Source organism: Mesorhizobium sp. M0991 (assembly GCF_040318915.1).
GTDB lineage: Bacteria > Pseudomonadota > Alphaproteobacteria > Rhizobiales > Rhizobiaceae > Mesorhizobium.
This window is the reverse complement of sequence record NZ_JAMYNE010000014.1, coordinates 60208-83303: the sequence shown is the minus strand read 5'-3', so window position 1 is coordinate 83303 and position 23096 is coordinate 60208. Positions and strand designations below refer to the sequence as shown.

Annotated in this window: 20 protein-coding genes; 3 read left to right on the top strand and 17 right to left on the bottom strand. The window is 63.5% G+C overall.

Annotation, left to right across the window (positions count from 1 at the left end; all coding sequences use genetic code 11):
• Positions 1 to 181: 181 nt before the first annotated feature.
• The 9 genes from NKH70_RS20730 to bglB form a co-directional block, all read right to left on the bottom strand.
• Positions 182 to 1762 (bottom strand): MFS transporter, encoded by a 1581-nt coding sequence (locus NKH70_RS20730; protein ID WP_352912442.1) that lies wholly within the window; start codon positions 1760 to 1762, stop codon positions 182 to 184.
• Positions 1759 to 2853 (bottom strand): HlyD family secretion protein, encoded by a 1095-nt coding sequence (locus tag NKH70_RS20725; protein ID WP_502908382.1) that lies wholly within the window; start codon positions 2851 to 2853, stop codon positions 1759 to 1761. Before NKH70_RS20725 ends, NKH70_RS20730 begins: the two co-directional genes overlap by 4 nt.
• A gap of 461 nt (positions 2854 to 3314) precedes the next feature.
• A complete protein-coding gene (locus NKH70_RS20720; RefSeq protein WP_352716507.1) occupies positions 3315 to 4403 on the bottom strand; it encodes an ABC transporter ATP-binding protein in 1089 nt (362 codons plus the stop codon).
• Between the two features lie 7 nt (positions 4404 to 4410).
• Complete coding sequence (locus NKH70_RS20715) at positions 4411 to 5463, bottom strand: carbohydrate ABC transporter permease (RefSeq protein WP_352716505.1); 1053 nt, start codon at positions 5461 to 5463, stop codon at positions 4411 to 4413.
• Entirely contained in the window at positions 5460 to 6482 is a 1023-nt protein-coding gene (locus NKH70_RS20710; RefSeq protein ID WP_352716504.1) for a carbohydrate ABC transporter permease, read from the bottom strand. Before NKH70_RS20710 ends, NKH70_RS20715 begins: the two co-directional genes overlap by 4 nt.
• Positions 6479 to 7747: an ABC transporter substrate-binding protein gene (locus tag NKH70_RS20705; RefSeq protein ID WP_352716502.1), complete on the bottom strand. Its 1269-nt coding sequence runs from the start codon at positions 7745 to 7747 to the stop codon at positions 6479 to 6481. Before NKH70_RS20705 ends, NKH70_RS20710 begins: the two co-directional genes overlap by 4 nt.
• An 88-nt stretch (positions 7748 to 7835) precedes the next feature.
• Entirely contained in the window at positions 7836 to 10355 is a 2520-nt protein-coding gene (locus NKH70_RS20700; protein ID WP_502908381.1) for a hypothetical protein, read from the bottom strand.
• Positions 10352 to 11185, bottom strand: a complete 834-nt coding sequence (gene kduI / locus NKH70_RS20695) for a 5-dehydro-4-deoxy-D-glucuronate isomerase (RefSeq protein ID WP_352716500.1) — start codon at positions 11183 to 11185, stop codon at positions 10352 to 10354. Before kduI ends, NKH70_RS20700 begins: the two co-directional genes overlap by 4 nt.
• Positions 11182 to 12282, bottom strand: a complete 1101-nt coding sequence (gene bglB, locus NKH70_RS20690; RefSeq protein WP_352716498.1) for a beta-galactosidase BglB — start codon at positions 12280 to 12282, stop codon at positions 11182 to 11184. The genes kduI and bglB overlap by 4 nt, the downstream gene beginning before the upstream one ends.
• A 111-nt stretch (positions 12283 to 12393) precedes the next feature.
• Between bglB and NKH70_RS20685 the strand changes: the two genes are divergently transcribed.
• Positions 12394 to 13461, top strand: a complete 1068-nt coding sequence (locus tag NKH70_RS20685; RefSeq protein WP_352516539.1) for a LacI family DNA-binding transcriptional regulator — start codon at positions 12394 to 12396, stop codon at positions 13459 to 13461.
• On the opposite strand, the gene NKH70_RS20680 is transcribed toward NKH70_RS20685, so the two are convergent.
• Together NKH70_RS20680 and NKH70_RS20675 are read right to left on the bottom strand one after the other, a co-directional pair.
• The gene (locus NKH70_RS20680) at positions 13446 to 13928 is read right to left on the bottom strand and encodes a flavin reductase family protein (RefSeq protein ID WP_353025896.1); all 483 of its coding nucleotides are present in this window, start codon (positions 13926 to 13928) and stop codon (positions 13446 to 13448) included. The genes NKH70_RS20685 and NKH70_RS20680 overlap by 16 nt on opposite strands.
• Positions 13928 to 15085 carry an LLM class flavin-dependent oxidoreductase gene (locus NKH70_RS20675; protein WP_352716495.1) on the bottom strand — a complete coding sequence of 386 codons (1158 nt, stop codon included), beginning with the start codon at positions 15083 to 15085 and terminating at the stop codon, positions 13928 to 13930. Before NKH70_RS20675 ends, NKH70_RS20680 begins: the two co-directional genes overlap by 1 nt.
• Positions 15086 to 15315: 230 nt before the next feature.
• Between NKH70_RS20675 and NKH70_RS20670 the strand changes: the two genes are divergently transcribed.
• Positions 15316 to 15972, top strand: a complete 657-nt coding sequence (locus tag NKH70_RS20670; RefSeq protein ID WP_352716494.1) for a GntR family transcriptional regulator — start codon at positions 15316 to 15318, stop codon at positions 15970 to 15972.
• Between the two features lie 60 nt (positions 15973 to 16032).
• Positions 16033 to 17106, top strand: coding sequence for a Gfo/Idh/MocA family protein (locus tag NKH70_RS20665; RefSeq protein WP_502908387.1), 1074 nt, complete (start codon positions 16033 to 16035; stop codon positions 17104 to 17106).
• Between the two features lie 29 nt (positions 17107 to 17135).
• On the opposite strand, the gene NKH70_RS20660 is transcribed toward NKH70_RS20665, so the two are convergent.
• The 6 genes from NKH70_RS20660 to NKH70_RS20635 all read right to left on the bottom strand — a co-directional run bounded on the left by NKH70_RS20660 (position 17136) and on the right by NKH70_RS20635 (position 22977).
• On the bottom strand, positions 17136 to 18194 hold the full coding sequence (locus NKH70_RS20660; RefSeq protein WP_352716491.1) for an ABC transporter ATP-binding protein: 1059 nt from the start codon (positions 18192 to 18194) through the stop codon (positions 17136 to 17138).
• 40 nt (positions 18195 to 18234) lie between these two features.
• Positions 18235 to 19056, bottom strand: a complete 822-nt coding sequence (locus tag NKH70_RS20655) for a carbohydrate ABC transporter permease (protein WP_023674179.1) — start codon at positions 19054 to 19056, stop codon at positions 18235 to 18237.
• Positions 19057 to 19959: a carbohydrate ABC transporter permease gene (locus NKH70_RS20650; protein WP_245274609.1), complete on the bottom strand. Its 903-nt coding sequence runs from the start codon at positions 19957 to 19959 to the stop codon at positions 19057 to 19059.
• Positions 19960 to 19994: 35 nt separating this feature from the next.
• Positions 19995 to 21332 (bottom strand): extracellular solute-binding protein, encoded by a 1338-nt coding sequence (locus NKH70_RS20645; protein WP_353016057.1) that lies wholly within the window; start codon positions 21330 to 21332, stop codon positions 19995 to 19997.
• Between the two features lie 61 nt (positions 21333 to 21393).
• Positions 21394 to 22053, bottom strand: coding sequence for a GntR family transcriptional regulator (locus tag NKH70_RS20640; RefSeq protein WP_023674176.1), 660 nt, complete (start codon positions 22051 to 22053; stop codon positions 21394 to 21396).
• Between the two features lie 39 nt (positions 22054 to 22092).
• Positions 22093 to 22977, bottom strand: coding sequence for a dihydrodipicolinate synthase family protein (locus tag NKH70_RS20635; protein ID WP_352716487.1), 885 nt, complete (start codon positions 22975 to 22977; stop codon positions 22093 to 22095).
• Positions 22978 to 23096: the final 119 nt, after the last annotated feature.

The window sequence follows — 23096 nt, the reverse complement described above, 5'->3', positions numbered from 1 at the left end:
TGGAAAGCGCGCGCCGGACAGGTAAGACCCTCGCCTGCCTCTCCGTTGGCTGCAGAGCGAAACCGGAAAAACCCCTGCATTCGTCATCCCTATCTCGTCCAGTTGACACGGCTCATGAGATAATCTGGAAGCCTCTCCCGACCAATACATCTGTTCCAAAGTATAGGGCGTGGACGCGGTTTTAGTTCTGCGGAGCGGCTTGGCGGCCGAGCAATTGTTTGGCGACAATGAGACAGGGCGCAGCGACCGCGAACAGCAGGACGAGCGCGAAGAAAGCTTCGTCGAACGAGATCGTGGCGGCCTGCTTCTCAAGCGCGCGCTGCAGCAGCGGCAGGGCGGCCTTGGTCGCCGCAGTGCTGTCGACACTGTTCGCCAGAGCGTTCGCAGCGGCTCTCAAGCGCTGGTCTACGGCTGGATCGCCATTGACGAGGTGGGACGCCAGTATCGTCCGATTGTGGGCATTCTGGTGATCAATATACGTTTGCAAGAGGGCTGTGCCCGTCAGACCGCCCACCTGCTTGCCGAAGTTGAACAGCCCGATGCCGAACGGCAGCGCATTGGCGGCAAGGCGCTGCAGCGTAACCAGCGTCAGTGCCACGAACAGAAGGCCGAGGCCGAATCCTCGCAGCAGCAGAGCAAGGGTCAGGTCCGGTGATCCGCTACCGCTCGTCGAAGCGGACAGCAGCCACATGGCGCCTGCGAAGAGGAGAATACCAAATGGCGCAAGCGTGATCGGGCGGATCCCGGTCCTTTGGATGACGAAGCCGGACAACAGAAGTCCAAGTGCGAGCATGGCTCCGCTGGGCAGCAGAAGCACTCCTGCGCCCGTGGCGGTAAAATCGAGCACGTTGAGGGCAAAAGCCGGAATGAGATAGGCGCTGCCTGAAAGAGCAGAGCCGGCGACGAAGCTGACGAGAAGGCCGAAGCGAAAGTCCGGATTGCCAAGGGGCGAGATGGCCAGCAGTGAGCCTTCTGAACGAAAGCGGGTCTCCCAGACGGCCAGAAGGCCGGCGGCCGTCACACCGGTTGCGGCAAGGAAGGTGATGTCGGTGTCGTCGAACCAGTTGAACCTGCTGCCTTGCAGCAGGACGTATGTCAAAAGCGCGGCGCCGATGCCGAGCAACAATATTTCGACGGCAGGAAACCTGGTTTTCCGCCAAAAGGTCCGATCGCCGTCCGCCGCCAGAAGGAGAAGGGAGACGATGCCGAGCGGAATGATGCTCAGGAATATCCACTCCCAGGTCAGATGGTCGACAAGCCAGCCCTGCAGGGCCGGCGTGACAGTCGTCGGAGCCATGACGGCGCCTACGGCAAAAACCGCCTGAACGACGGGCTGATGCCGGTGCGGGAAGCGAAAGAACAGTAGTGTCTGGCCAGCGACGAGAACTGTGCCGCCGGCCAGCCCTTGCACAATGCGGCAGATGCAAATCCAGGTGAGGTCCACCGACAACGTCAAGGTCGCGGATGCCAGCAGAAGGGCGACAACCCCCGCGCGCAGGCAGGCGGTCGGCCTGGCTGCCGTCACAAGAAGCGGAGCGACAAGGAACGCCGTCAGCTTGGCCGCTATGAAAACAACGTCGATCATCGCCAGTTCGTCCAACGTTGCGTAGGTGTCGCCGAGCATGTCGATCCGGCCGATGGACAGTGCGGTGGATGCGACCGCGTCCATGAAAGCGGCCAGCACGACGCCGGTTGCTATCAAGGAAGCGCGCAGGGTGCCGGGATGGCGCTGCACAGCCGCCGTTTCGGCGAGGTGCATCATTGTGCTGAGCGCCCGTCCGCGGTCCCGCCTGTCTGCATTTCCTGCGCTACTGCCGGAGCATCCCTGGTGCCGACGGTGATGGCAACACGAGCCGAGAGTCCCGGAACCAGGCGGCCGGGCAACGGATTGCGCGTCATCCTGATCTTGACCGGCACGCGTTGGACGACGCGGATGAAGTTGCCGGTAGCATTGTCCGGCGGAAGCAGGCTGAATGCCACGCCGCTGCCGGGAGCGAAGCTGTCGACAAGGCCGTCGATTTGCAGATCGGGATATTCATCAACCATGACGCGGACGCGTTGGCCGATCTCAACCTGCCTCAGCTGTGTTTCCTTGAAGTTGGCGACGATCCAGACATCGTTAACCGGAACGATGTCCAGGGCTGCCGTCCCTGGGGTGACATAGCGGCCGACACCGATCTGGCGATTGCCGACGATGCCGTCGACCGGGGCCCTCACGACGGTGTTGGCCAGGTCGAGCATTGCCAGGTCGAGCGCTGCCTGTGCCTGCGACAGGGCTGCCTGCGCACCGGACAATTGTGCATCCAGGACACCGAGCTTCAACTTTTGAGCCAGCAGATTGGCCTCTGCACCGTCCAGCGATGCCTTTGCCTTGTCATGGCCGGCCTGCGCATCCTGCAGCTTCTGATCGCTTGCGGTCCCGTTCTTCTGCAGCGTGACGTAGCGGTTCAGGTTGGCGCGGGCGAATTGCAGGTCGGCTGCGGCAGATTGCTTCTGCGCCTCAGCCTGCGCGATCAATGCGTCCTGCAGTTCACGAGTTGCCTTGATGTTGGCGATTTCCGCCTGCCGGGCGGCGACGTTGGCTTTCGCCTGCTCCGCCTTGGCCTTGTAGTCGCTGTCGTCGATGCGAAACAGGACAGCACCCTTAGACACACTGGCATTGTCGTCTATGTCGACTTCGACGACGTAACCGGCAAGCTTCGGAGCGATGCTGGTAATGTCTCCGCGGAGATAGGCATTATCGGTCGTTTCCTCGAACCGTCCCCTCGTGAACCATTGCCAGCTCCAAATAGCTGCCATTGGAATCACCATAAGGGCAACGATGGCAATTGCGATCTTGCGGGCTCGGCTCATGATTGCCTCGACACCCGGTCGATGCGCTCGCTATCGAAGGAGGTATCCGTCTTCCGAAGAGCGAGATGTTCGGCAAGGCTGGAAGCCCACGGTGCGCAGTACAGTTTCACGAGAACGTCTCCGTCGAGCTGCGGTTCTGCAACAAAGCAGAACTGCAGAACGATCGCGGATTTCACGGCCTCGCCGCTATCACGCGGACGAACATCCCATCTGCCCTGATCGGTGGTTCGTACTGAACCTCAGCACAGGTCGCATTATCAGTCAGCCGGATTCCTCAGGCGCGCGAACGTGCCGGCGCGAACCTCCGTATTGCCGAAGACCGTGGCAGCAATGATCGCAGAGAGCGCCCTCTTGAAGAGTTCGGTTGTCTTAACGTTCACCTATTTGACAAGCGCGCAACACGCGTTCGCTGTGCGGCAGTTGCGACGGTTCATGAAAGCAACCCGCTATCTTGCCGCCGGCTAACGCGGTGCGACACGCAGCCCGGCGGCATCGAAGAGATGCATGCGCTCCGGCGGCAGAGCGAGGTTGATCGGCGGCCCTTGCGATTCAACGCCCTGCTGCTTGAGAACGGCGATGAGTTTGCTGTCGCCGGCAATGGTGGCGTGGACAACGGTTTCCGGTCCCAACGCCTCGGCCAGCGTTACCCGCGCTTCCACCGATCCCTTGCTGCCATCCGAAAGTTGGATGTCGTGTGGCCGGATGCCAAGCGTCGCGTCGTCTCCCGGTTTCAGCGCGACCCCGTCGGCCGCGACCGAGGCCGACAGCCCGCCCGGACCTTCGACACGCACCTCACCAGCGCTTGCCGAACGCACCTTTACCGGCAGCAGGTTCATCCGCGGCGCGCCGATGAAGCCGGCGACGAACAGGTTGGCCGGCGCGTTGTAGAGATCGAGCGGCCGGCCGACCTGTTCGATCCGCCCCGAGCGCATGACCACGATGCGGTCCGCCAGCGTCATCGCCTCGATCTGGTCATGGGTGACGTAGATCATCGTGGTTGCCAGCCGCCGGTGCAGGCCCGCCAGTTCAGCGCGCATGGTGATGCGCAGTTCGGCATCGAGGTTGGACAGCGGTTCATCGAGTAGAAAGGCGGTCGGATTGCGCACCACCGCACGGCCGATCGCCACGCGCTGCTTCTGGCCGCCCGACAATTGACCGGGCCGGCGGTCGAGATAGGGAGCAATTTCCAGCATGCGCGTCGCTTCCGTGATCCGCGCGTCGATCTCGGCTTTCGGCATACGGATGTTTTCGAGCCCGAAGGCGAGGTTCTGGCGCACGCTCATGTGCGGGTAGAGCGCGTAAGACTGGAACACCATCGCCAGACCGCGCTGTGCGGCCGAAACGTTGGTGACGTCGACCCCGTCGATCTCGATCTTGCCGTCGGTCGGCCGATCGAGTCCGGCAATCAGCCGCAGCAGCGTGGACTTGCCGCAACCCGACGGGCCGACGAGGACCAGCATCTCGCCGTCACCGACGTCGAGATTGATGCCGTGCAAGATCTTCATCTTGCCGTAAGCGCGATCGATGTTGGTCAGCGTTATCCGTCCCATGACATCCTCACTTCAGCCCGGTGCCGGCAATGCCGGAAGTGATGTAACGCTGCAGGAAGACGAAGACGAGGACGACGGGGATCATCGTCACCACGGTCATCGCCAGGATGTAGTGCCACTGCACGTTTAGCTGGCCGGCATAGGTGTTGAGGCCGACCTGGAGTGTGTAGAGTTCCTTGCGCGACAGCACCACCAGCGGCCACAGAAAGTCGTTCCAGCGCCAGACGACCGAGAAGATCGCCAGCACGGCGAGCGCCGGTGCTGCAAGCGGCAATACGATGCGCCAGTAGATCTGCCATTCGGAAGCGTTGTCCATGCGCGCCGCATCGAGCAGCTCGTCGGGGATGGTCAGCATATATTGGCGCAGCAGGAAGACGCCGGTCGGCGTCGCTACCGTCGGCAAGATCACGCCCCACAGCGAATCGAGCAGCCCGACGGCGCCCACCACCGAATAGAGCGGCACCAGGATGACCGACAGCGGCACCATCAGCGTACCGACGATCACAAGCATCGTCAGATCGCGGCCGCGGAACTTGTATTTCGACAGGGCGAAGGCGGCCATCGAATTGGTGAGCAGCGTGATCAGCGTCGCCATTGCCGTCACAAAAACCGAATTGCGCAGATAGCGCAGGAAGTCGAAATGGACGAAGGGCTCGGTGTAGTTCTCCGTCGCGAAGCCGATTTCGCGCACCGGCTGCCGGTCGGCGATGTTGACCTTGACGACATCGTTCGGCGCCTGCGGGTCGACCATCTGCGCCATGATGCCGATGCGCCGCACCTCGGCCAGCACCTTGGTCGAACCATCCGGCAGCTTCACCCTGTAGAGGGCCAGCGGCTTGTCGTAGCCTTCAACCCTCGCCTGTTGGCTGACATAAGGCATTATGGTCGGCGGGAACTCGGCAAGCTGGGCCGGCGTCTTGAATGACGAACCCACCAGCCAGACGGCCGGACCGAACATGATGACAACACCGCCGAGCAGCCACAGCCAGCTCACGATATCCGTCCAATGCCAGCCGCGACCGCCGCGCCGGCGGGTCAGGAATGTCATGACGCCGCTCATTCGCGGGCTCCTTTCCGCTCACCCCGGCGTCCGACCTGCAGCTGAACCAAGGTGAGCACGACCAGCACCAACCCCATCAGAATCGAAGCCGCCGAAGCCAGCCCCGGATTGCGCAGCAGGGAGGCGAAGCCGATCTCATAGATGTACTGCGTGATATAGAGGGTCGAGGTTCCCGGCCCTCCACCCGTCAGCACATAGACTTCGTCGAAGATCTGCACGGCGCGGATCAGCGTCAGTACGATGACGACAAGCAGATTCGGCATCAGCAGCGGCAGCGTGATGCGCCAGAACACCCGCGCCGGCTTCGTGCCGTCCATCTCGGCCGCTTCGTAAAGGTCGCGCGGGATCGCCTGCAATCCGGCAAGCAGGATCAGCGTATAGAAGCCCATATGTGCCCAGACCGAAACGCTGACGGCGGCGGTGAAAGCCCAGAAACGGTCGGTCAGCCAGTTGTGCGGCTCGCCGCCCATATCATGGACGATCAGGTTGAGCAGGCCCTGGCGCTGCAGGATCCAACGCCAGATCAGGCCGGTGACGACGGGCGACAGCAGCACCGGAAAGAAGAACACCGCGCGCCAGAAGCTGCGCCCGACGATCTCGCGGTTGAGGATCAGCGCTGTCGCCATCGACACGACCGTCATCAGCGCCACCTGCACGACGACGAACAGACCGGTATTGTGCACGGCCTTCCAGAAGAGATCCTCGTGGCAAGTGGCAGTGTCCAGATAGTTGCCGCAATCGAGCAGGCGCTGGTATTGCTCGAGCCCCACATAGGTTCGGTCCTGCAGGAAGTAGGCCGTTCCCGACGTGGCCGAATAGAAGAAGTTGATGATCATCGGCACCAGGACGAAAATGCCGAAGATCGCCATGTTTGGGGCGAGGAAGAACGCGGCCATGCCGCCGGTGCCCGTCGCGCGCTGCCAGAACTTCAGCGGCACGTTGACGATCGATGCCAGCCACACGACCGGCGCCGCGAGGGCGGCGCCAATCCATGTCTTCAGTGTCGCGGCGGCGGTCACTTCGCCTCGGCAACCTTGTCGGCGATATCCTGGTCGATCCTGCCCCAGGCATCGTCGAGGCTGAGCTCGCCGGCCATCACCTGGCTGACGCGCGTCACCAGCGCGGCAAAGTAAGCGTTGGCCCACTTCCACGGCGGCATTGCATCGGCCGCCGGCAGGGTTTCGCCCGCCGCCTTGACGAACTTGTCGAGCGCGGGACCGACGTTCTTGTCGGCCGAGACCCATTTCAGCCCGCCCTTGTCTACGACGCCCTTGTGCGCGGGCAGAAACAGCGTGCGCTCGCTGAACTCTTTCACCACGTCTTCACGGGCCAGATAATCCATGACCTTGGCGACGTCCTTGGGATTCTTCGTATATTTGATGGCGACCAGCGCCGCGCCGCCCTTCACGCCCGAACAGCCTGCGGTACCGCAGGGCGAGCCGGTCGCCACCCAGTCGAAACTGTCGCCGATCTTGGTCGACAGATTGGCGACCTGCCAGCTGCCCGAATAGTAGAACGGGATCTGGGCGTTGATGAAGTCGTCGGCGGCCGCGCGATAGGTCGAGCCTGCCGCCGACACCCAGGTATCCTTCAGCATCAGGCCCTTGGCGGTCCAGTCGACGAGCTTGCCGACGAACGCCTTGGTGCCGTCGTCCACTTTCGCCGGCATACCATCGGGGCCGATATAGTTCGCTCCAAAGGAGACATTCGGACCCGAAATGCGGTGACCGGAACGGTCGATGGCGAAGGCAGCCGGAAGCTGCTGGCTCTTCGCCACTTCGGCGGCGGCGTTGATCCAGTCGTCCCAGGTCGCCTTGTCGCCGGGCAGCGGCACGCCGGCCTGTTCGAACAGCGTCTTGTTGGCGAAGCCGCCGGTGAGCGTGAGCTGGGTCATGAAACCCGGGATGGCGTTGGAGCCGTCGGGGCGCATCCAGTCCAGCGTGTCAGCGAAATTGTCCTCCCAATATTTCGGGTCAGCCACCAGTGGCCTGAGATCGAGCCAGTGCTGGGCAAGCTCCTTGATGTTGGTGACGCGGGCGATGTCCGGGCCCTGGCCGGCTTCGAGCTGGATGGGCAGCTGCTCCTGGATCACCTTGTAGGCGACGTTGTCGAGCGTGACGTGGATGTCGGGATTGTCCTTCATGAAGCGGTTCAGAATGTCCTGGATGACATCGCCTTCGACACCGTCCGAATACCACATGATGCGCACGTCGCCGGCAAACGCGCTGGTCGATGCGAGCAGACTGACCGATAGCGCGGCCAGCAAAGTGCGGGACTTATTCATGCTTTCGTCTCCTCCTTTAGCGGGGCGGCGCCCCGATAGTTCAAGCCGCTACGCCCTCTCCTCTTGAGCGTCGCAGCCGATTTCCTCCCTACTCTGTGTGCTTCATGCGCATCGCCTCACCGCGCACGGTCCAGTTGGTCGGATCGAGTGTACGTCCCTCAGCCACGATCCTTGCGTCGGCGAGGAAATGCACCGTGCCGTACTCCGGATCCTCGACGATCAACTCGCCGTCGGGACCCGACCGCACCGACAGGCCGGCAAAGGCGTCCGCCCAGGCGTCGAGCGCCGGCAGATTGGCATTCCGGTCACCGAGGCGAATGATCCACGTCGTCCTGCGTCCCGCCGCCCGCAGCTCGTTGCCGGCGGTCGGGCCGGCCACGACCTGCGTAAGAGGCACATCCGTCTTCAGCATGACGAAGGCGTCGCCGGATTGCGCGAACGCCCGATCGCCACCCACTTGCACGGCATCGAAGGCACGTGCGGGGAACCAGGCGTGCGTGAAGTCGGGCTGTTCATCCGAGCAGGAGAAGCTGACGATGGCGAGGTCGCGATATTGGTGAAGCCGGGGCAAAGTGCCTGAGCCGCCCCAATATGATGGTCTGCCATATCCCGACTGCAGCACTTCGCCGGGGTGGTTGATCCAGATCTGCGCATCCGGATTCTTGCCCAGCCGGGCGTGAATGACGGTCTCCTGATAACCCCATTGATTCCAGCGATAGCCAGCGGCGCTGCCCATCGCATGGTTGCGCGTCTTGTAGTGGTAGAGCCGCGCGAAGCGGTCTTGTCCCTGCGCGAAAGTCCATTCCCACGCCGTATCGTCGGTGAGGGAAGCAATTGGTGCCAACCCGTCCGGAACGCTCAAATCGTGATCCCGCAGGCACAGTGCCAGCTGTGGCAGCGCATGAAAGCGCATGCCGTAATTGCCCTTGCCCCAAAGCATGCGGCAGATGCCGGATAATTCCAGCGAACGCGCGGCGCGCAGCGTGTGCTCGTAGGAGCGGCCCTGCGCCCCGGTGAGGATGCCGCGATGCGCCGAGCGGGCGACGATTTCAAGCAGGCGTATGATTGCCTTGCCGGCACGTTCGGCGATGTCCTTGTCCGGGGCCAGCGCGTAGAGCGCGCACAGGCCCTTGAGGTCGATGGGAAAATAAGGCGCCGAGTTGAACTCGGCCATCTCCCATGCCTCGAAATGGTCGAGCCAGGCCCGCACCCGCGCGGCTCCCACCGCGGACTGTTCGCGGCCAAGGCGGCCCGACCGCACGAACCGCACATCAGGCAACAGGCCCCCAGCAATATAAGCGGCGGTGTGGAAGAGCAACGCGTGGTTCTCGGAGAAGTACCACTGCACATCATTGCCGGGCTCGTCCATCCAGTAGCGATAGCCGAGGATGGCGTTGTCGACGCGCGCGCGCAGGCTCACTTCCAGCCGATCGCCATAGGCCTTGCGGCACCACAGCAGCGGCACCAGGATGAAGTCGGCGCAATCGTGACAATCCTCGATCGCCGGCAGCGTACCGGAGATCATGGCGTCGGTCTCGGCGCCCTGCTGGCCGATCGCCAGGCGCGCCAGTGCGCGCACGGTGTCGGCCTCGGCGTGACCGGCGACCTCACGCAAGGCCTCATTAATACGCGCGGTAAGCGTTTCCGGCGCATCGCCCTGACGGCGCGCGTGGCATATCTCGACGCCGAAGACACGCGATACGGCATGGTCTGCGACCGTCAGCGCCACCTTGAAATGGCGAAAGTCGGCCGGCAGCTGCTCGGTATCGGCGATCGGCAGCCGCGTCTGGCCCGCCGGCAGATCGAAGGCGAAGCGCACCGGCGTCTCGATCGACATGAAATCGCCCTCGATCTCGACCTCGACTTGCGCGTCGCGCGGCAGGGCCACGCCGGTGACAAGCGCCACCTCGCCGCCGTCATAGGCGGGACGCTCGAAATGCATGTCGTCGAGGGCTGCTTCCATCGCATCGGCAACGCCGCTCTCGACTTCGATCGGCAGTGCGACCGAAGCAGCCGGACCGGATAGATAGTCGAGCTGGAAATAGTAGCGGGCGTCGCGCTCTGCGAGATCGTCGAACCATATGCGAATGTCGTTGCGGCCGGCCCTCAGCGCGATCTTGAAGTGCTCGGCACTTTCCAGATTGCGGCCGTAGGGCGCCATCCAGCCGGCTTCCTCACCATTGGCAAAGAGTATGGCGCCGCCGCATGTGCGCAGCCGCACCATCACCTCGCCAGTCGAGGCCGCCTCGATGGTGGTCTCGGCCCAGGTTCCAAGCACCGTCGGCCGGAACCAGAAGCCCGATAGGTCGATGCGCGGCGAGGCGAAGGGCAGCCAAATGCGCTCGGCGCCGAATTCGGCGCTGACCTGTGGTCGCTTGCCGCGTCGTTCCGCTGCGAACTGCGTGCGGCACGGATATTCATGGGGAATGAAATTCTTGTGCTTGGTCAGGAAGAAGAAGGGATCCATCTCGCCTTGCATGGGCTGGTCGGCCACATCGTAGCGTTGCTCGGCGATAGACCCGAGCCGCCAATAGACGATTGGCTGCCCCGCCATGAGCGGCCGGCGCAGCGTAAAGTCCGTCCGAACGCTTTGCGCGGCCTCGCTCATCGCAAATCCTTCACGGCAACTGGATCGACATCGGTGTAGGCCTGGTTCTCGCCGGTCATGCCCCAGACGAAAGCATAGGGGCCGGTGCCGGCACCCATATGGATAGACCAGGCGGGCGACAGGACAACGTCACCGTCGGCGACCATCAGGTGGCGCGTCTTGTCTGGCCGGCCCATCAGATGGATTACACGGTCGGCCTCGGCGAGGTCGAAGTAGCAATAAGCTTCCATGCGCCGCTCGTGCAGATGCGGCGGCATGGTGTTCCACACACTGCCCGGCGCGAGGTCGGTGATCCCCATCAGCAAGAGGCAGGACGGGGCCACTTCGGGATGGATGTACATGCGCAGCGTGCGCCTGTTCGCGCGGGCCTCCTCGCCGAGCACAAGCGGCTTGGCTTCGCTGTTGACGATGAGACGGTGCGCAATATCGGCGCCGGCCGGCACCGAGTTCATGTAGAAGCGTGCCGGCCTCTCCGGATCGTCGCTCTCCAGCGTCACCTCACGCGCTCCGCGTCCGACATAGACGATGTCGCGGTTAGCCGCGGGAAAGCGCCGGCCGTCCACCGCGACCGCACCATTGCCGCCGAGATTGGCGATGCCCATCTCGCGCGCGTCAAAGAAGAGCGGCGTGCCGACTTCGGCCCCGTTGCCGAATGCCAGCGGGTTGGCCAGCGGCACCGCGCCACCGACGATCATGCGGTCGACATGGGTGTAGACGAATTCGATCGCGCCAGGCCGGAACAAGCCGTCGACCAAGAACTCGGCCCTCAGCCGGTCCGTGTCCATACCGGCAATATCGCCCGGCGACGCGCCATAGAGCGTCCGCATCATGCCGCCTCCACCTTCGACTGCAGATGCCGCGCCCCTTCGGTCAGGCACAGAATGGCCAGCGCCTGCCCGTAGCCCGTCGGATGGATCGGTATATCGCGATAGAACTGCAGGTCGGCGCCCATGCGTGTGCCATAGGACACGTTCGCCACCACGCCTTTGTCATCGATGTTCGCCACCACGGCTGCCAACGCGCGGAGGCCGGCGGCACGGCACTCTGTCGAGCCGATTCCGAGCCGCACGGCCTTCATCAACCCGTAGCCGAAGCCGGCCGTGGCGGAAATCTCCTCGTAAGACGTCGGGTCGTCGAGCAGAGTGTGCCATGCGCCCGAACCTGCCTGCACCTCGAGCAGGGCGTTGATCTGCGTCTCCAGCACGCCGAGCAGATAGGCCCGGACCGAGGGGGCAATTTCGGCGAACTCCACCAGTTCGAGGATACCGACGGTAATCCAGGCATTGCCTCTCGCCCAACGCGCACGGGCGAAATTGTGCCGTCCCGCGAAGGTCCAGCCGTGAAACCACAGCCCTGATGCCGGGTCGGCGAGATAACGGGCGTGGACCAGGAATTGCCTTTCTGCTTCTTCGACGAAGCGACGCTGACCGGCAGCCTGGCCGTAGGATGCGAGGAACAGCGCCACCATGAACAGCGTGTCGTCCCACAATTCGTCGTCGTTGACCCGATCCGAAACATCGTGCTGGAAACCGCCCTCCGGCGTCCGCGGCAAGGCGGTGACTACCTGCTCGGCCCATTCGCGCAGGACCGGCTCGAAGCGCGGCTGGCGCCGGCGCCGCCACAATTCACTTAGCGCCAACAGAGGCGCGGTGGTGTTGACGTTCATCGCCGGAAGACCGGCAGCGATGCGTCGGTCGTACCAAGCCTCGATCGTCTGCAGCAGCCGATCGTCACCGGTCTGCGCCCACAGCCGAACCAGCCCGTAGAGCCCGACGCCCTGCGGCCATTCCCAGCTGTCGAAGCTGACATAGTCGCCCGGCGTGCCGTCGAGATTCGGCTCATGGAACCGCCCGTCATGACGCAAGCCGGTCATGCCGGCCACGAGGCTGGCAAGCGCGGAATTCAGGCGTTCGGCCGATAGCGGCATAACTCCTCCCGTTTCTCCCGCTTCATCAGAACTGTTTCACAGCCATTTTTCTTGCGCAATCTGAAAATTTTTTGCATTAATCGGATGACTTTGGCGGAGGTGACGGAGCGCATGAGTATCCAGGGCAAGCGCGGCCGCCCCAGCCGCCGCATTCGACTTGAGGAGATCGCGGCGCGTTGCGGCGTGTCGGTCAGCACCGCCTCTCGTGCGCTGAGCGGAGTCGGCGGCGTGAGGAACGAGCTTCGCACCAGGATCATCGAAACGGCGAAGTCGATGAACTATGCCATTCCCGCCTCGGTTGCCGGCCGCAAGGTCATCCTGGCCGCAAGCAGCGTGGCAATGGTGGACAGTGCCCGCAATCAGTTCACCTACCATGTCCTTGATGGGCTCAACGAGCGCGCCCGGTTGCTGGGCGTCGAACTCGTGACCCGGCCGGTTTCGGCGCCCGAGGACGAAATCGCGCTGCTGCGTGAATCCGAGCGCGATGACAGCGTCGCCGGCTGTCTGTTTCTGACGCTGGACGATGACGATGTGCTGACGCTGACAGCCGGATTCGCCAAGCCGATCGTGCTCGTCAACGGCGACGATCCCTCGATGCGCCATTCGAGCGTGACGCCCTGCAATCGCTCTGCCGCCATGCTTGCCGCGCAGCATCTGATCGGCCTCGGCCACCGCCGCATCCTGTTCCTGATGCGGCGTGGCCGGCGCACGATCGAGCGGCGCTACGAAGGTTGGCGCGACGCGCTGATCACGGCCGGCATTGCCGGCTTCGACGACTTCGTGGTCGAGGTGCAGGACTGGTTGCCGGAACTTGCAAGCAGGGCCGTGACCGAGCGCATCGCGGCCCGCGGCCTCGATTTCACCGCCGTGCTGACGGCTGGCGACAGCTTGGCGTTTGGTGCCATCGCCGGCGTCCAGGAGGCCGGATATTCGGTGCCTGGCGATGTGTCCGTGGTCGGTATGGACGACTTGCCGCTCGCTGCCTTCTGCAACCCGCCGCTGACGGCGATGCACATTCCTATGCGCGAGATCGGATCGGCTGCGCTTAGCCTGCTGCTCGACGACATGGCCCATTCGGGGTCGCCGCCACGTCGCGTCGAACTTGCCTGCAATCTCGTGGTGCGCCAATCGACGGCACCAGCCCGGAGCGGCGCCGGCGGTCATCAACTGGCCTCTTGAGCGCGCGACTTGCCGCCAGCAAAGAGCAGCGGCAAACCCTCTTGCGTCTGCAGTTCAAGGACACGTCCAAGCAGGATCATATGGTCGCCAGCCGGGAAGCGGTCGGCGACGCTGCATTCGAACCGCGCCAATGCGCGCGGCAGCAATGGCACGCCGTGCTCGCTCCACGACAGGTCAAGATCGGCAAAGTCCGTCCCCGACTTCGAAAAACGCCAGCACAGATCGATTTGATCTTCCGCCAGCACGTGAATGGCGTAGTGCGCGGAATTGGCGAAGGCTTCGAACCGGCGCGAGTGGCGGCCGATAGACCACAGCACCAGCGGCGGATTGAGCGACACGGATGAGAAGCTGTTGGCAGTGATTGCGACCGGGCCGTCGGCCGTGCCGGTGGTGACGACCGTGACGCCGGTGGCGAAACGCCCAAAGGCGTTGCGCAAAAGGCGGGGATCACACACAACATGCTCCATCAGCGGCGCTCTCCCGTTCCCAGTGGTGTCGCCGGGATCCGTTCCGGCACACGGCCATAGGCGTGCGGGAGCGAGCATGTCTTGAGCTGAGGCAACACCTTGGTGCCGAAATGACGCGCCTCGTCGAGATGCGGGTAGCCGGAAAAGATGAAGGCGCGGATCCCCATCTTCATATACGCCTCGATTTCCGACAGAACCTGATCGGTCGAGCCCACCAGCGCCGCGCCGCAGCCAGAGCGCGCCCGCCCGACGCCCGTCCACAGATGCGGCTCGACATAACCTTCGGCATCGGCGATCTGGCGGTTCCTGGCCTGGTGCGATACGCCGAGCGATCGGGCGTCGAGCGCGCGCTCGCGGATCGCCCTGCCCTGCTCGTCGTCCAGCCTCGAAACCAGCTCCCGGGCATATTCCTTTGCCTCGGCCTCGGTATCGCGCACGATCATGTGGACGCGCAGGCCGTAATCGAGCGTCCGCCCATGACGCTCGGCGCGCTGGTGGACGGCTCTCATGCGGCCGGCGAGCTCCTCCCTGGTTTCCGGCCACATCAGGTAGACGTCGCACTGTTCGGCGCAAAGCTCGAGCGCGTCGGGCGAATAACCGCCGAAATAGAGCAGCGGGCCGCCATTCTGCTGATAAGGCTTCGCCGGCGCCGTCGAGAGCCCTTTATAGCGATAGACCTCGCCCTCGAAATCGATGCTGTCGCTGGTCCAGGCCTGGCGCAGTATCTGCACCACCTCGCGCGAACGCTGATAGCGGTAGGCGCTGTCGGCTGTCTCGCCCGGAAAGTCCGACGAAATAATGTTCACCGTCAGCCGGCCTTCCAGCATGTGGTCCAGCGTGGCAATCGTGCGCGCCAGCATGATCGGCTGCATCTCGCCGCAGCGCACAGCGGCAAGCAGATTGATCTTCGACGTGATCGGCGCGCAGCCGGCAACGAAGCTCAGCGTGTCCTGGCCGACCTGATAGGACGACGGACACAAGATGTTGCGGAAACCGAGTTCCTCGGACGTTTTCACGATCTCGGAGCAATGCGCCCAGCTTGAGCGCAGCGCGCCGTGCGGCACGCCGAGATACCGATAGTCATCCGAGCAGAGTGCGGCGAACCACGAGACTTCGGCTGCGTCGAGGTCCGGCGAAGTGATTGGGACGATGCTCATTGCCACTCTTCAGAAAAGACGTCCGGGCCACTCTTCAATGACGTCCGGAGCTGCGAATAGGGCTTGCGTAGCATTCGTTTTTGTGTAGATCAATACTGTATCAATTTTTTGCGGCCAAACCCGAAACCGGGATGCGATTGGAGCACCGGATGCATTTGACAAGGGCGGACCCCGGCCACCGGTCCAGCCAGATGCGCGGCCCCTTGCCTGTGCACCTGCAGACCAGCGAAATGCTGATCCGCGAAATCGCGGCCGGACGGCTGGCCGACGGGGCGCGGCTGCCGCCCGAGCGAGAGATGGCCGCGAGCCTGGGGATTGCCGTCGGCACGCTCAGGCGCGCGCTTGCCGATTTGACGGAAAAGGGGCTTCTCGATCGCATCCAGGGCTCGGGCAATTATGTGCGGGCGCGCGGCGAGTTGCTCGGGATCTATGCCTTCTTTCGCCTGGAGCGCATCGGCGGTGGCGGCCTGCCGAGCGCCGACGTGCTATCCATCGAGCGGCTGCCCAAGCCCGCCGACCTGCCGCAATTCGGCAGCGCCGGCGAAGCCCACCGTATACGCCGGCTGCGGCGGCTCGACGGCGAGCCGGCCGCGGTCGAAGAGATCTGGCTCGACGCCAGCCGCGCCGAGCGGCTCAAGCGCGAGGACTTGTCGGAATCCCTCTATCTCCACTACCGGCTCGCGCTCGGCTTTTCGATCGTTCGCGCCGAAGACCATGTCGCCGTCGCGCCCGCGCCGGACTGGGCCCCCCTCGAGTTCAGGCCACCGCCGGGGACGGTTGTGGGTTTCATTGAACGTATCGCCTGGGCTGGCGACGGCGCCAGCGCGGAATATTCCCGCAGCTGGTTCGATCCGGGCGCGGCGCGGTACGTCACGCGTTTCAGATAGGCCGGAGGAAGTCGCAGCGTGACCAGATCATCGATCGGCTACGGCATCATCGGCTGCGGCATGATGGGCCGCGAGCACATCCGCAACATCGCCCTGTTGCCCGACGCGCATGTGGCAGCGATCTTCGAGCCGGACCCCGGCATGTTGGCAGCATCGCTGGCGACGGCGTCGGGCGCGCGATCGGCGGCGTCGATCGCCGAACTGCTGGCCATGGACGAGGTGGACTGCGTCTTGATTGCCAGCCCCAACCACCATCACCTCAGTCAGATGGAGGAGATCGCCGCACTTCGACCGCTGCCGGTGCTGGTGGAAAAACCGCCCTTCACCGAGGCCGCCGACGAGGGGCGGATCGCGGCGTTGAAAGCTCGGCTTCCGCTCGTCTGGGTGGCCATGGAATATCGCTATATGCCTCCCGTCGCCGCATTCGTCGAGCAGGCCCGCCACGCCACCGGCGGCATCCGCATGCTGACGGTCCGCGAGCACCGCTTCCCGTTTCTGACGAAGGTCGGCGACTGGAACCGGTTCAACCGCAACACCGGCGGCACGTTCGTCGAGAAGTGCTGCCACTTCTTCGATCTGATGCGGTTGATACTCGGATCCGACCCCGTCCGCGTGATGGCGAGCGCTGGACAGGCCGTAAACCATCTCGACGAACGCTATGGCGGTGAGAGGCCGGATATCGTTGACCATGGCTATGTGCTGGCTGATTTCGCGAGCGGCGCGCGCGCCATGCTGGAACTGTGCATGTTTGCCCAGGGCAGCCGCTACCAGGAGGAACTCTGCGCTGTCGGCGGCGACGGAAAGATCGAATGTCTGGTGCCCGGACCAGGCCGTTTCTGGCCGACCCACCTTGGCCCTGCGCCAGTGCCCCAGTTGATCGTCAGCCCGCGCAATCCGCCTGGACCACGCCTGCTGGAGATTCCCGTCGACCCCCGGCTGCTCGAGGCAGGCGACCATAATGGTTCGACCTATTTCGAGCACGCCCGCTTCACCGCTGCGGTGCGCGGGCAAGGCAAAGTGGAAGTGACCTTGCAAGACGGCTGGTGGGCCGTCGTCATGGGCCTCGCCGCCGAGAGATCGGCCCGCGAAGGCCGCGCCATCGAACTCGCCGGTGAATTCGCTTTGCCGACCTAGGCCGACCACGCATTCACCGGACCACCGAGTCAGATGCGCCGACCAGTTTCGGCGTCGAACAGATGCGCACATGCGCGGTCGATCTCGATCCGCACCCCTTCGCCTTGCTTCAGCGCAAGCCTTTCTCGGAAAAGGCAGGAGATTTCTTCACCGGAGCAGTCGACCCTGGCGAAGATTTCCGAGCCTGTCGCCTCGAGAAGCGTGACCGTGCCCGGCATACCTTGTCCCGTCGCCCGGATATGTTCCGGGCGAATGCCGTAGACGAGTTCGCGTCCTGCGGCATCCGCCGGCTGGGCGCCTTCCGGCAACGGCAGGACCAACCCGCCGGCGCTGCGAAACACGCCCTCCTCGATGCGGCCGGCAATGAAGTTCATGGCGGGCGAGCCGATAAACCCGGCAACGAAGAGATTGGCCGGATGGTCATAGAGGTCCAGCGGCGCGCCGATCTGCTCGACCAGGCCGTCATGCAGCACGACGATCTTGTCGGCCATCGTCATCGCCTCGATCTGGTCGTGCGTGACATAGATCGTCGTGGTACCCAGCCGCTGGTGCAGGGCCTTGATCTCACCGCGCATCTGGACGCGCAACTTGGCGTCGAGGTTGGAGAGCGGCTCGTCGAACAGGAAAACCTGCGGGTCGCGTACGATCGCGCGACCCATGGCGACGCGCTGGCGCTGGCCGCCCGAAAGCTGGCGCGGATAGCGGTCAAGCAGCTTTTCCAGGCCGAGGATGCCGGCTGCCTTCCTGACCCGGCCAGCGGTATCGGTCGGGTCGGCTTTCTTGATCTTCAGGGCAAAGCCCATATTGTCGGCCACAGTCATGTGCGGATAGAGCGCATAATTCTGGAACACCATGGCGATGTTCCGGTCCCGTGCCCGCAGATTGTTGACCATACGCTCGCCGATGGCGATCTTCCCGCCGGAGATCGTCTCAAGGCCTGCGATCATGCGCAGCAGCGTCGATTTTCCGCATCCCGACGGACCGACCAGGATGACGAACTCGCCGTCGGCGATATCGACGCTGACGTCGTGAATGATCTTGGTGGCCCCGAAGGCCTTCTGCACGTTGTTGATCGTTACCGATGCCATTGGATCTTTCCTGGAAAAGAGTGATGTCAGGGCGCGCCCCTCAGCCGCCCTTGACGGCGCCGGCGGTCAGCCCCGCGACGATCTGCCTTTGCGCGAACATGGTCAGGATCAGCACCGGCAGGGTCACCACCAGCGCCGCCGCGGCGAGCGGCCCCCAGCTCACCTGCTCGTAGGACAGCATGTTGTAGACGGCGACCGGCAGGGTGCGCGTCTCACGGCTGGCGAGCACCACGCCGAAGACGAAATTGTTCCACGAGAAGATCACGGACAGGATGAACGCGACGACGATGCCCGGCTTGGCGATGGGCAGGGCAACCAGCCGGAAAACCTGCCAGGAGCTGGCGCCGTCGATGTTGGCCGCCTCTTCCAGTTCCATCGGCGTGGTCTCGAAATAGCCGATCATCACCCACACCACGATCGGCACCGTCACCACCAGATGGATGATGATCTGCGGCCACAGCGTGCCGAGTATCCCGATCCATTGGAACAGCAGAAACAGCGGGATGAGATAGGATAGCCCAGGCGTCATGCGGGCGATCATGATGACGACCGCCGATCGTTCAGCCTTGAGCCGTGCGATGCCATAGCCGGCCGGTACGCCGATCAGCAGCGCCAGCAAGGTCGCCGTGCCGGTCACCAGAACCGAATTCCAGAGATAGAGCAGGAAATTGTTCTCCTCGAACACCTTTACATAGTTCGACCAGGCGAAACGTTCCGGGATCAGGATCGGCGGATAGGCACCGTTGTCGATCTCGAATTTCAGCGACAGCGAGATCATCCAGAGGAAGAACAGGATCGCCGGCGAGACGAAAACCAGGGCAGCGAAAAACAGACCGATCTGGTTGAGTAGCCGTGAACTCATCTATTTGCCCTCCGTATCGATCCACTGCGAGCGTTGGCGCAGCATCAGCAGCACGAAGGACAGGGCCACGATGACAATGAAGAACACCACGGCCATGGCCGAGCCGTAGCCGATATCGTAGTAGGAGAAGGCGGTGTTGTAGAGATAGATGTTGATGGTCTCCGACGCCGTGCCCGGGCCGCCCTGGGTCATCGCGTAGATGATGTCGAAACTCTTCAAGGCATCGATGGTGCGGATGATGACCGCGATCATCAGGAACGGTGCGATCATCGGCAGAGTGAGATAGCGGAATTGCTGCCAGGCATTGGCGCCGTCGATCTCGGCGCTTTCGAAGGGCTCGCGCGGCACCGAGGCCAGCCCGCCAAGCACGATCAGCATGACCAGCGGCGTCCACTGCCAGGTCTCGACCGCAACAAGCGACGGGATGACCGTGTTGGCGTTGAATATCCATTCCTGAGCCGGGATGCCGACCAGCGACAGCAGGTAGTTGAGCACGCCGAGCTGAGGATGGAACATCATGGTCCAGACCAGTGCCACGGCAACGGGCGTTGCCATCATCGGCATGACGAAGACGCCGCGCAGCAAGCCGCGCAGCGGAAACCTGGCATCGAAGATCAGGGCGGCCAGAGTGCCCAGGAGCATCGGCGCTGCAACCGAGAGGAAGGTGTAGGTCAATGTATGAACAAGGGATTCCCAGAACCGTGGGTCGCTGGCCAGGCGGAGATAGTTTTCCATCCCGGCAAAGCTCCGCGACTGGCCGAGCGTCCAGCGATTGACGCTCATCCACAGGGTGAAAGCCCAGGGGAAAACGATGACGGCGCCGACGACGACGAGTGCGGGGACAACGAAGGGCCAGTAGTTGGGAGCCAGCCGGATCGTCTGGCTCCCGTCGATAACCGGCATCGTCACCCCGGTCTGTTCTGGGGTGGTGGCTGACATCAGCCCTGCTCGCTCCTGTCGAGAACCGGCTGGAACTGCTCAGTGGCCTTCTTCAGCTCCGCGGCGGGATCGGCGCCGGCAATCATGTTGGTCAGCGCCACGCCATAGATGTCGCGGAATTCGGTGACGGGGATGATGACCGGCAGCGCCAGCCGGCTGATATTGCCCGAGCCGACCACGGCATCGAGCCAGCTTGCCGGCATGGTGACGCCTTCGCGCACCTTGGGATCCTCCAGCACGGATTTGCGGAATGGAACGCCGGCGCCGGCCTGCAACAGCCGCGCGCCCATGGCTGGCGATACCGCCCACTGGCAGAACAGATAGGCGGCCTCCTTCTTCTCGCTGGCGGCGGTAACGCCAATCCCGTCGCCGAAGGTACCCGAGGCATGCGCCTTGGGACCCTTGGGCATGACGCCGTAACCGACCTTGCCGACCACTCTCGATTTTTCCGGATTTTCCATCGGCGGGGCAAAGCCCACGCCGTCGAGCCACATGCCGATTTTGCCTTGCAGGAAGGCAGACTGTGCTTCGGCCCAATTGAACCCGGTGACGCCCGGAGGGGCGGACTTGGTCATCAATCTTTGATAGAGCGCGGCAGCCTCGATCGCCTCGGGAGCCTCGGTGCGCAGCTTGCCCTTGTCATCGAGCGGCGTCATGTCGTAGCCGAGCATCAGCGACGTCCACACTGGCGTGTTTGCGTTCTTGAGCCCGCGGGCGACGAAGCCGTATGTATTGGTCGACGGGTCGGTCAGCGCTTCGGCGGCGGCCACCAGTTGCTCGAAGGTCTCGGGGTATTTGAGGCCCTTGGCCTCGAACAGCTCCTTATTCCAATAGAGGATCCAGTAGTCCACCGAGAAGGGTAGTGAGCGCAGCACGCCCTGGCCGTCCTTGGCAAACAGCATGCCGGCTTCGGCGAAGTCGCTTTCGATCAGCGCCGGGTCGGTGAGCGACGGATCGGCGAGATAGCCGGCGATGTCGGCCAGCCAGCCACCCTTCTCGAACTGGCGCTTCTGCACGTGGTAGCTCAGATGCACGACATCGAAGCTCGGCTTGCCCGAGCTCAGCTCGATCACCGTCTTCTGGCGCTGCTGCTGCTCGGGCGTGGCCTCGGCATTGACCTTGATGCCGGTCAGTTCCTCGAACTCGGCGAGATATTTCAGGATGGTGTCGCTGCGCGGGCTTTTCACCAGATTGACGTCAAGCGTCGTCCCGGCAAAGCGTTTCCAGTCGAGGCCTGCGGCAAGGCCGGGGCGAAGCCCCACAAGGCCGGCAGCGGTGAGCGCCGCGGTTCCGGCAAGGAATTGCCTCCTGGTTGGGTTGAACAGATTGGACGACATTTCTTCCTCCCGGTTGCTGTCGTTGTGGATGCGTCGCGAACCGCGGCGCGGCTATATTTCCTCAGATCTGGAGCGCCAGCCGGCGCGCATTGTCGATATGCAGACTGATCGCTTCAACCGCTTTTTGCGGATTGCGGCTCTCCATGGCTTCGATGACCGCCAAATGTTCGCGCATCACCGGCACCACACGTCCGTCGATGCGGAAACGCTCCTGGTGGATCAGCCGGATTTTCACCGAGTTGACCAGATAGGCCTTGGCGATAATCTCGTTGCCGAGCGCATTGATGAAGGTATCGTGCATCGCCCAGTCGATGTTCTGGGCCTTGGCTTCCATTTCCGGCGTCGGCGCCTGTCCCAGAGCTTGCGCCAGCATCTCCTCATGTTCGCGCCGCATGCGGGCAAGTTCGGCGTCAGAAGCGCTGGTCGTGAATAGCGCCACTGCCTCGCGTTCCATGAACAACCGAAACTGAAACGCCTCGCGTATCAGATTGATATCGATATGCGCGATCTGCATGCCGCGCTGCGGGATGGTGGTCAGCAGTCCCTCGGCCTCGAGACGCGGGACGATCTCGCGAATGGCACCCAGCGGCAGTCCGGTGAAAGCGACCAGTTCGCGCTGTGACACGAACTGCCCCGGCCGCAGATCGCGGGCCAGCAAATGCCGCGTGAAGCTAGCATAGGCTTTCTCCCGGAGAGTGATCGGTTCGCTGCCGTCTTCCACTTCAGCTCGCTTCCTTGTCGGTCAGCCCGGCCTTGTCGGTCAGGCCGCCTCTGTCGCAAACAGCCTGTTGTAGGCAGCAGCAAGCTGCCGCTGTCCTTGCGGGCCGATCGCCTCCAGGGGCGGGCGGACCGCCAGCCAGCGCTCGTCGCCGGTCTTGCGCGCGACCATGACCTTCACCGCCGGCGTGACCGGGTATTTGAGCAATTCGAGCACGAAGTCCTCGACGCGTGGGTCGTCGCGGCCGTCTTCGACCATTGCGCCGATTTCGCCGGTAACAAAATTAGCCATGCCGGAAATCGCACCCTGTCCGCCGCGGCGTACGCTTCTCGCCAGATGCCGTTCGTCGCCGATGAGGATCACCAGATCGCCGTGCGCTTCAAGCAGCGCCTCACTGTAGCTCCAGTCCCCGCCGGAATCCTTCACCCCGGCCACTACAGCGGGAAAGGCGGTGCGCAGCCGGCCAATCAGCCCAAGCGGGAGCGGCACCATGGTGACTGAGGGGATGTTATAGAGCAGCACGTCGCGCGCCAGCGGACCGAGTGCGGCGAAAACGGCGGAAAACCATCCGAACAGCCCGTCCTCGCCGACATTCTTGAAGTAGCTCGGCGGAGCGAGCAGAATGTTGCGAACGCCGCGCTGCAAAGCGTGCCGGGCCTGATCGGCGGCATCTTCGGCTGCATCGACCAGCACTGCGGCGACGAGCTGATGTGCCGGAATACCGGCCGCCAGCATGGCCTCGGTGACGATCCGCCGCTCGTCGGTGCCGACCGAGGCTCCTTCGCCGGTGGTGCCGAACAGCGTCGCGCTGCTGCAGCCGGCGCCAAGGCAGGTTCGGGCATGCGCGATCATCGGCGCGAGTGCTATCTGCCCCGACGGATCGAAGGGTGTGGTTAGGGCAACCGAAAGACCAAAGCGGGAAGCCAATGCGATCTCCGTTGAAATCAATGTGCACGTAGCGTTAGCACGCTAACATGTCAGATGTAAACTGGTGATCTTGCCAACTCGGCATCGCCGAACGGCGCTGCCGCGGGAGCGCCATCGCC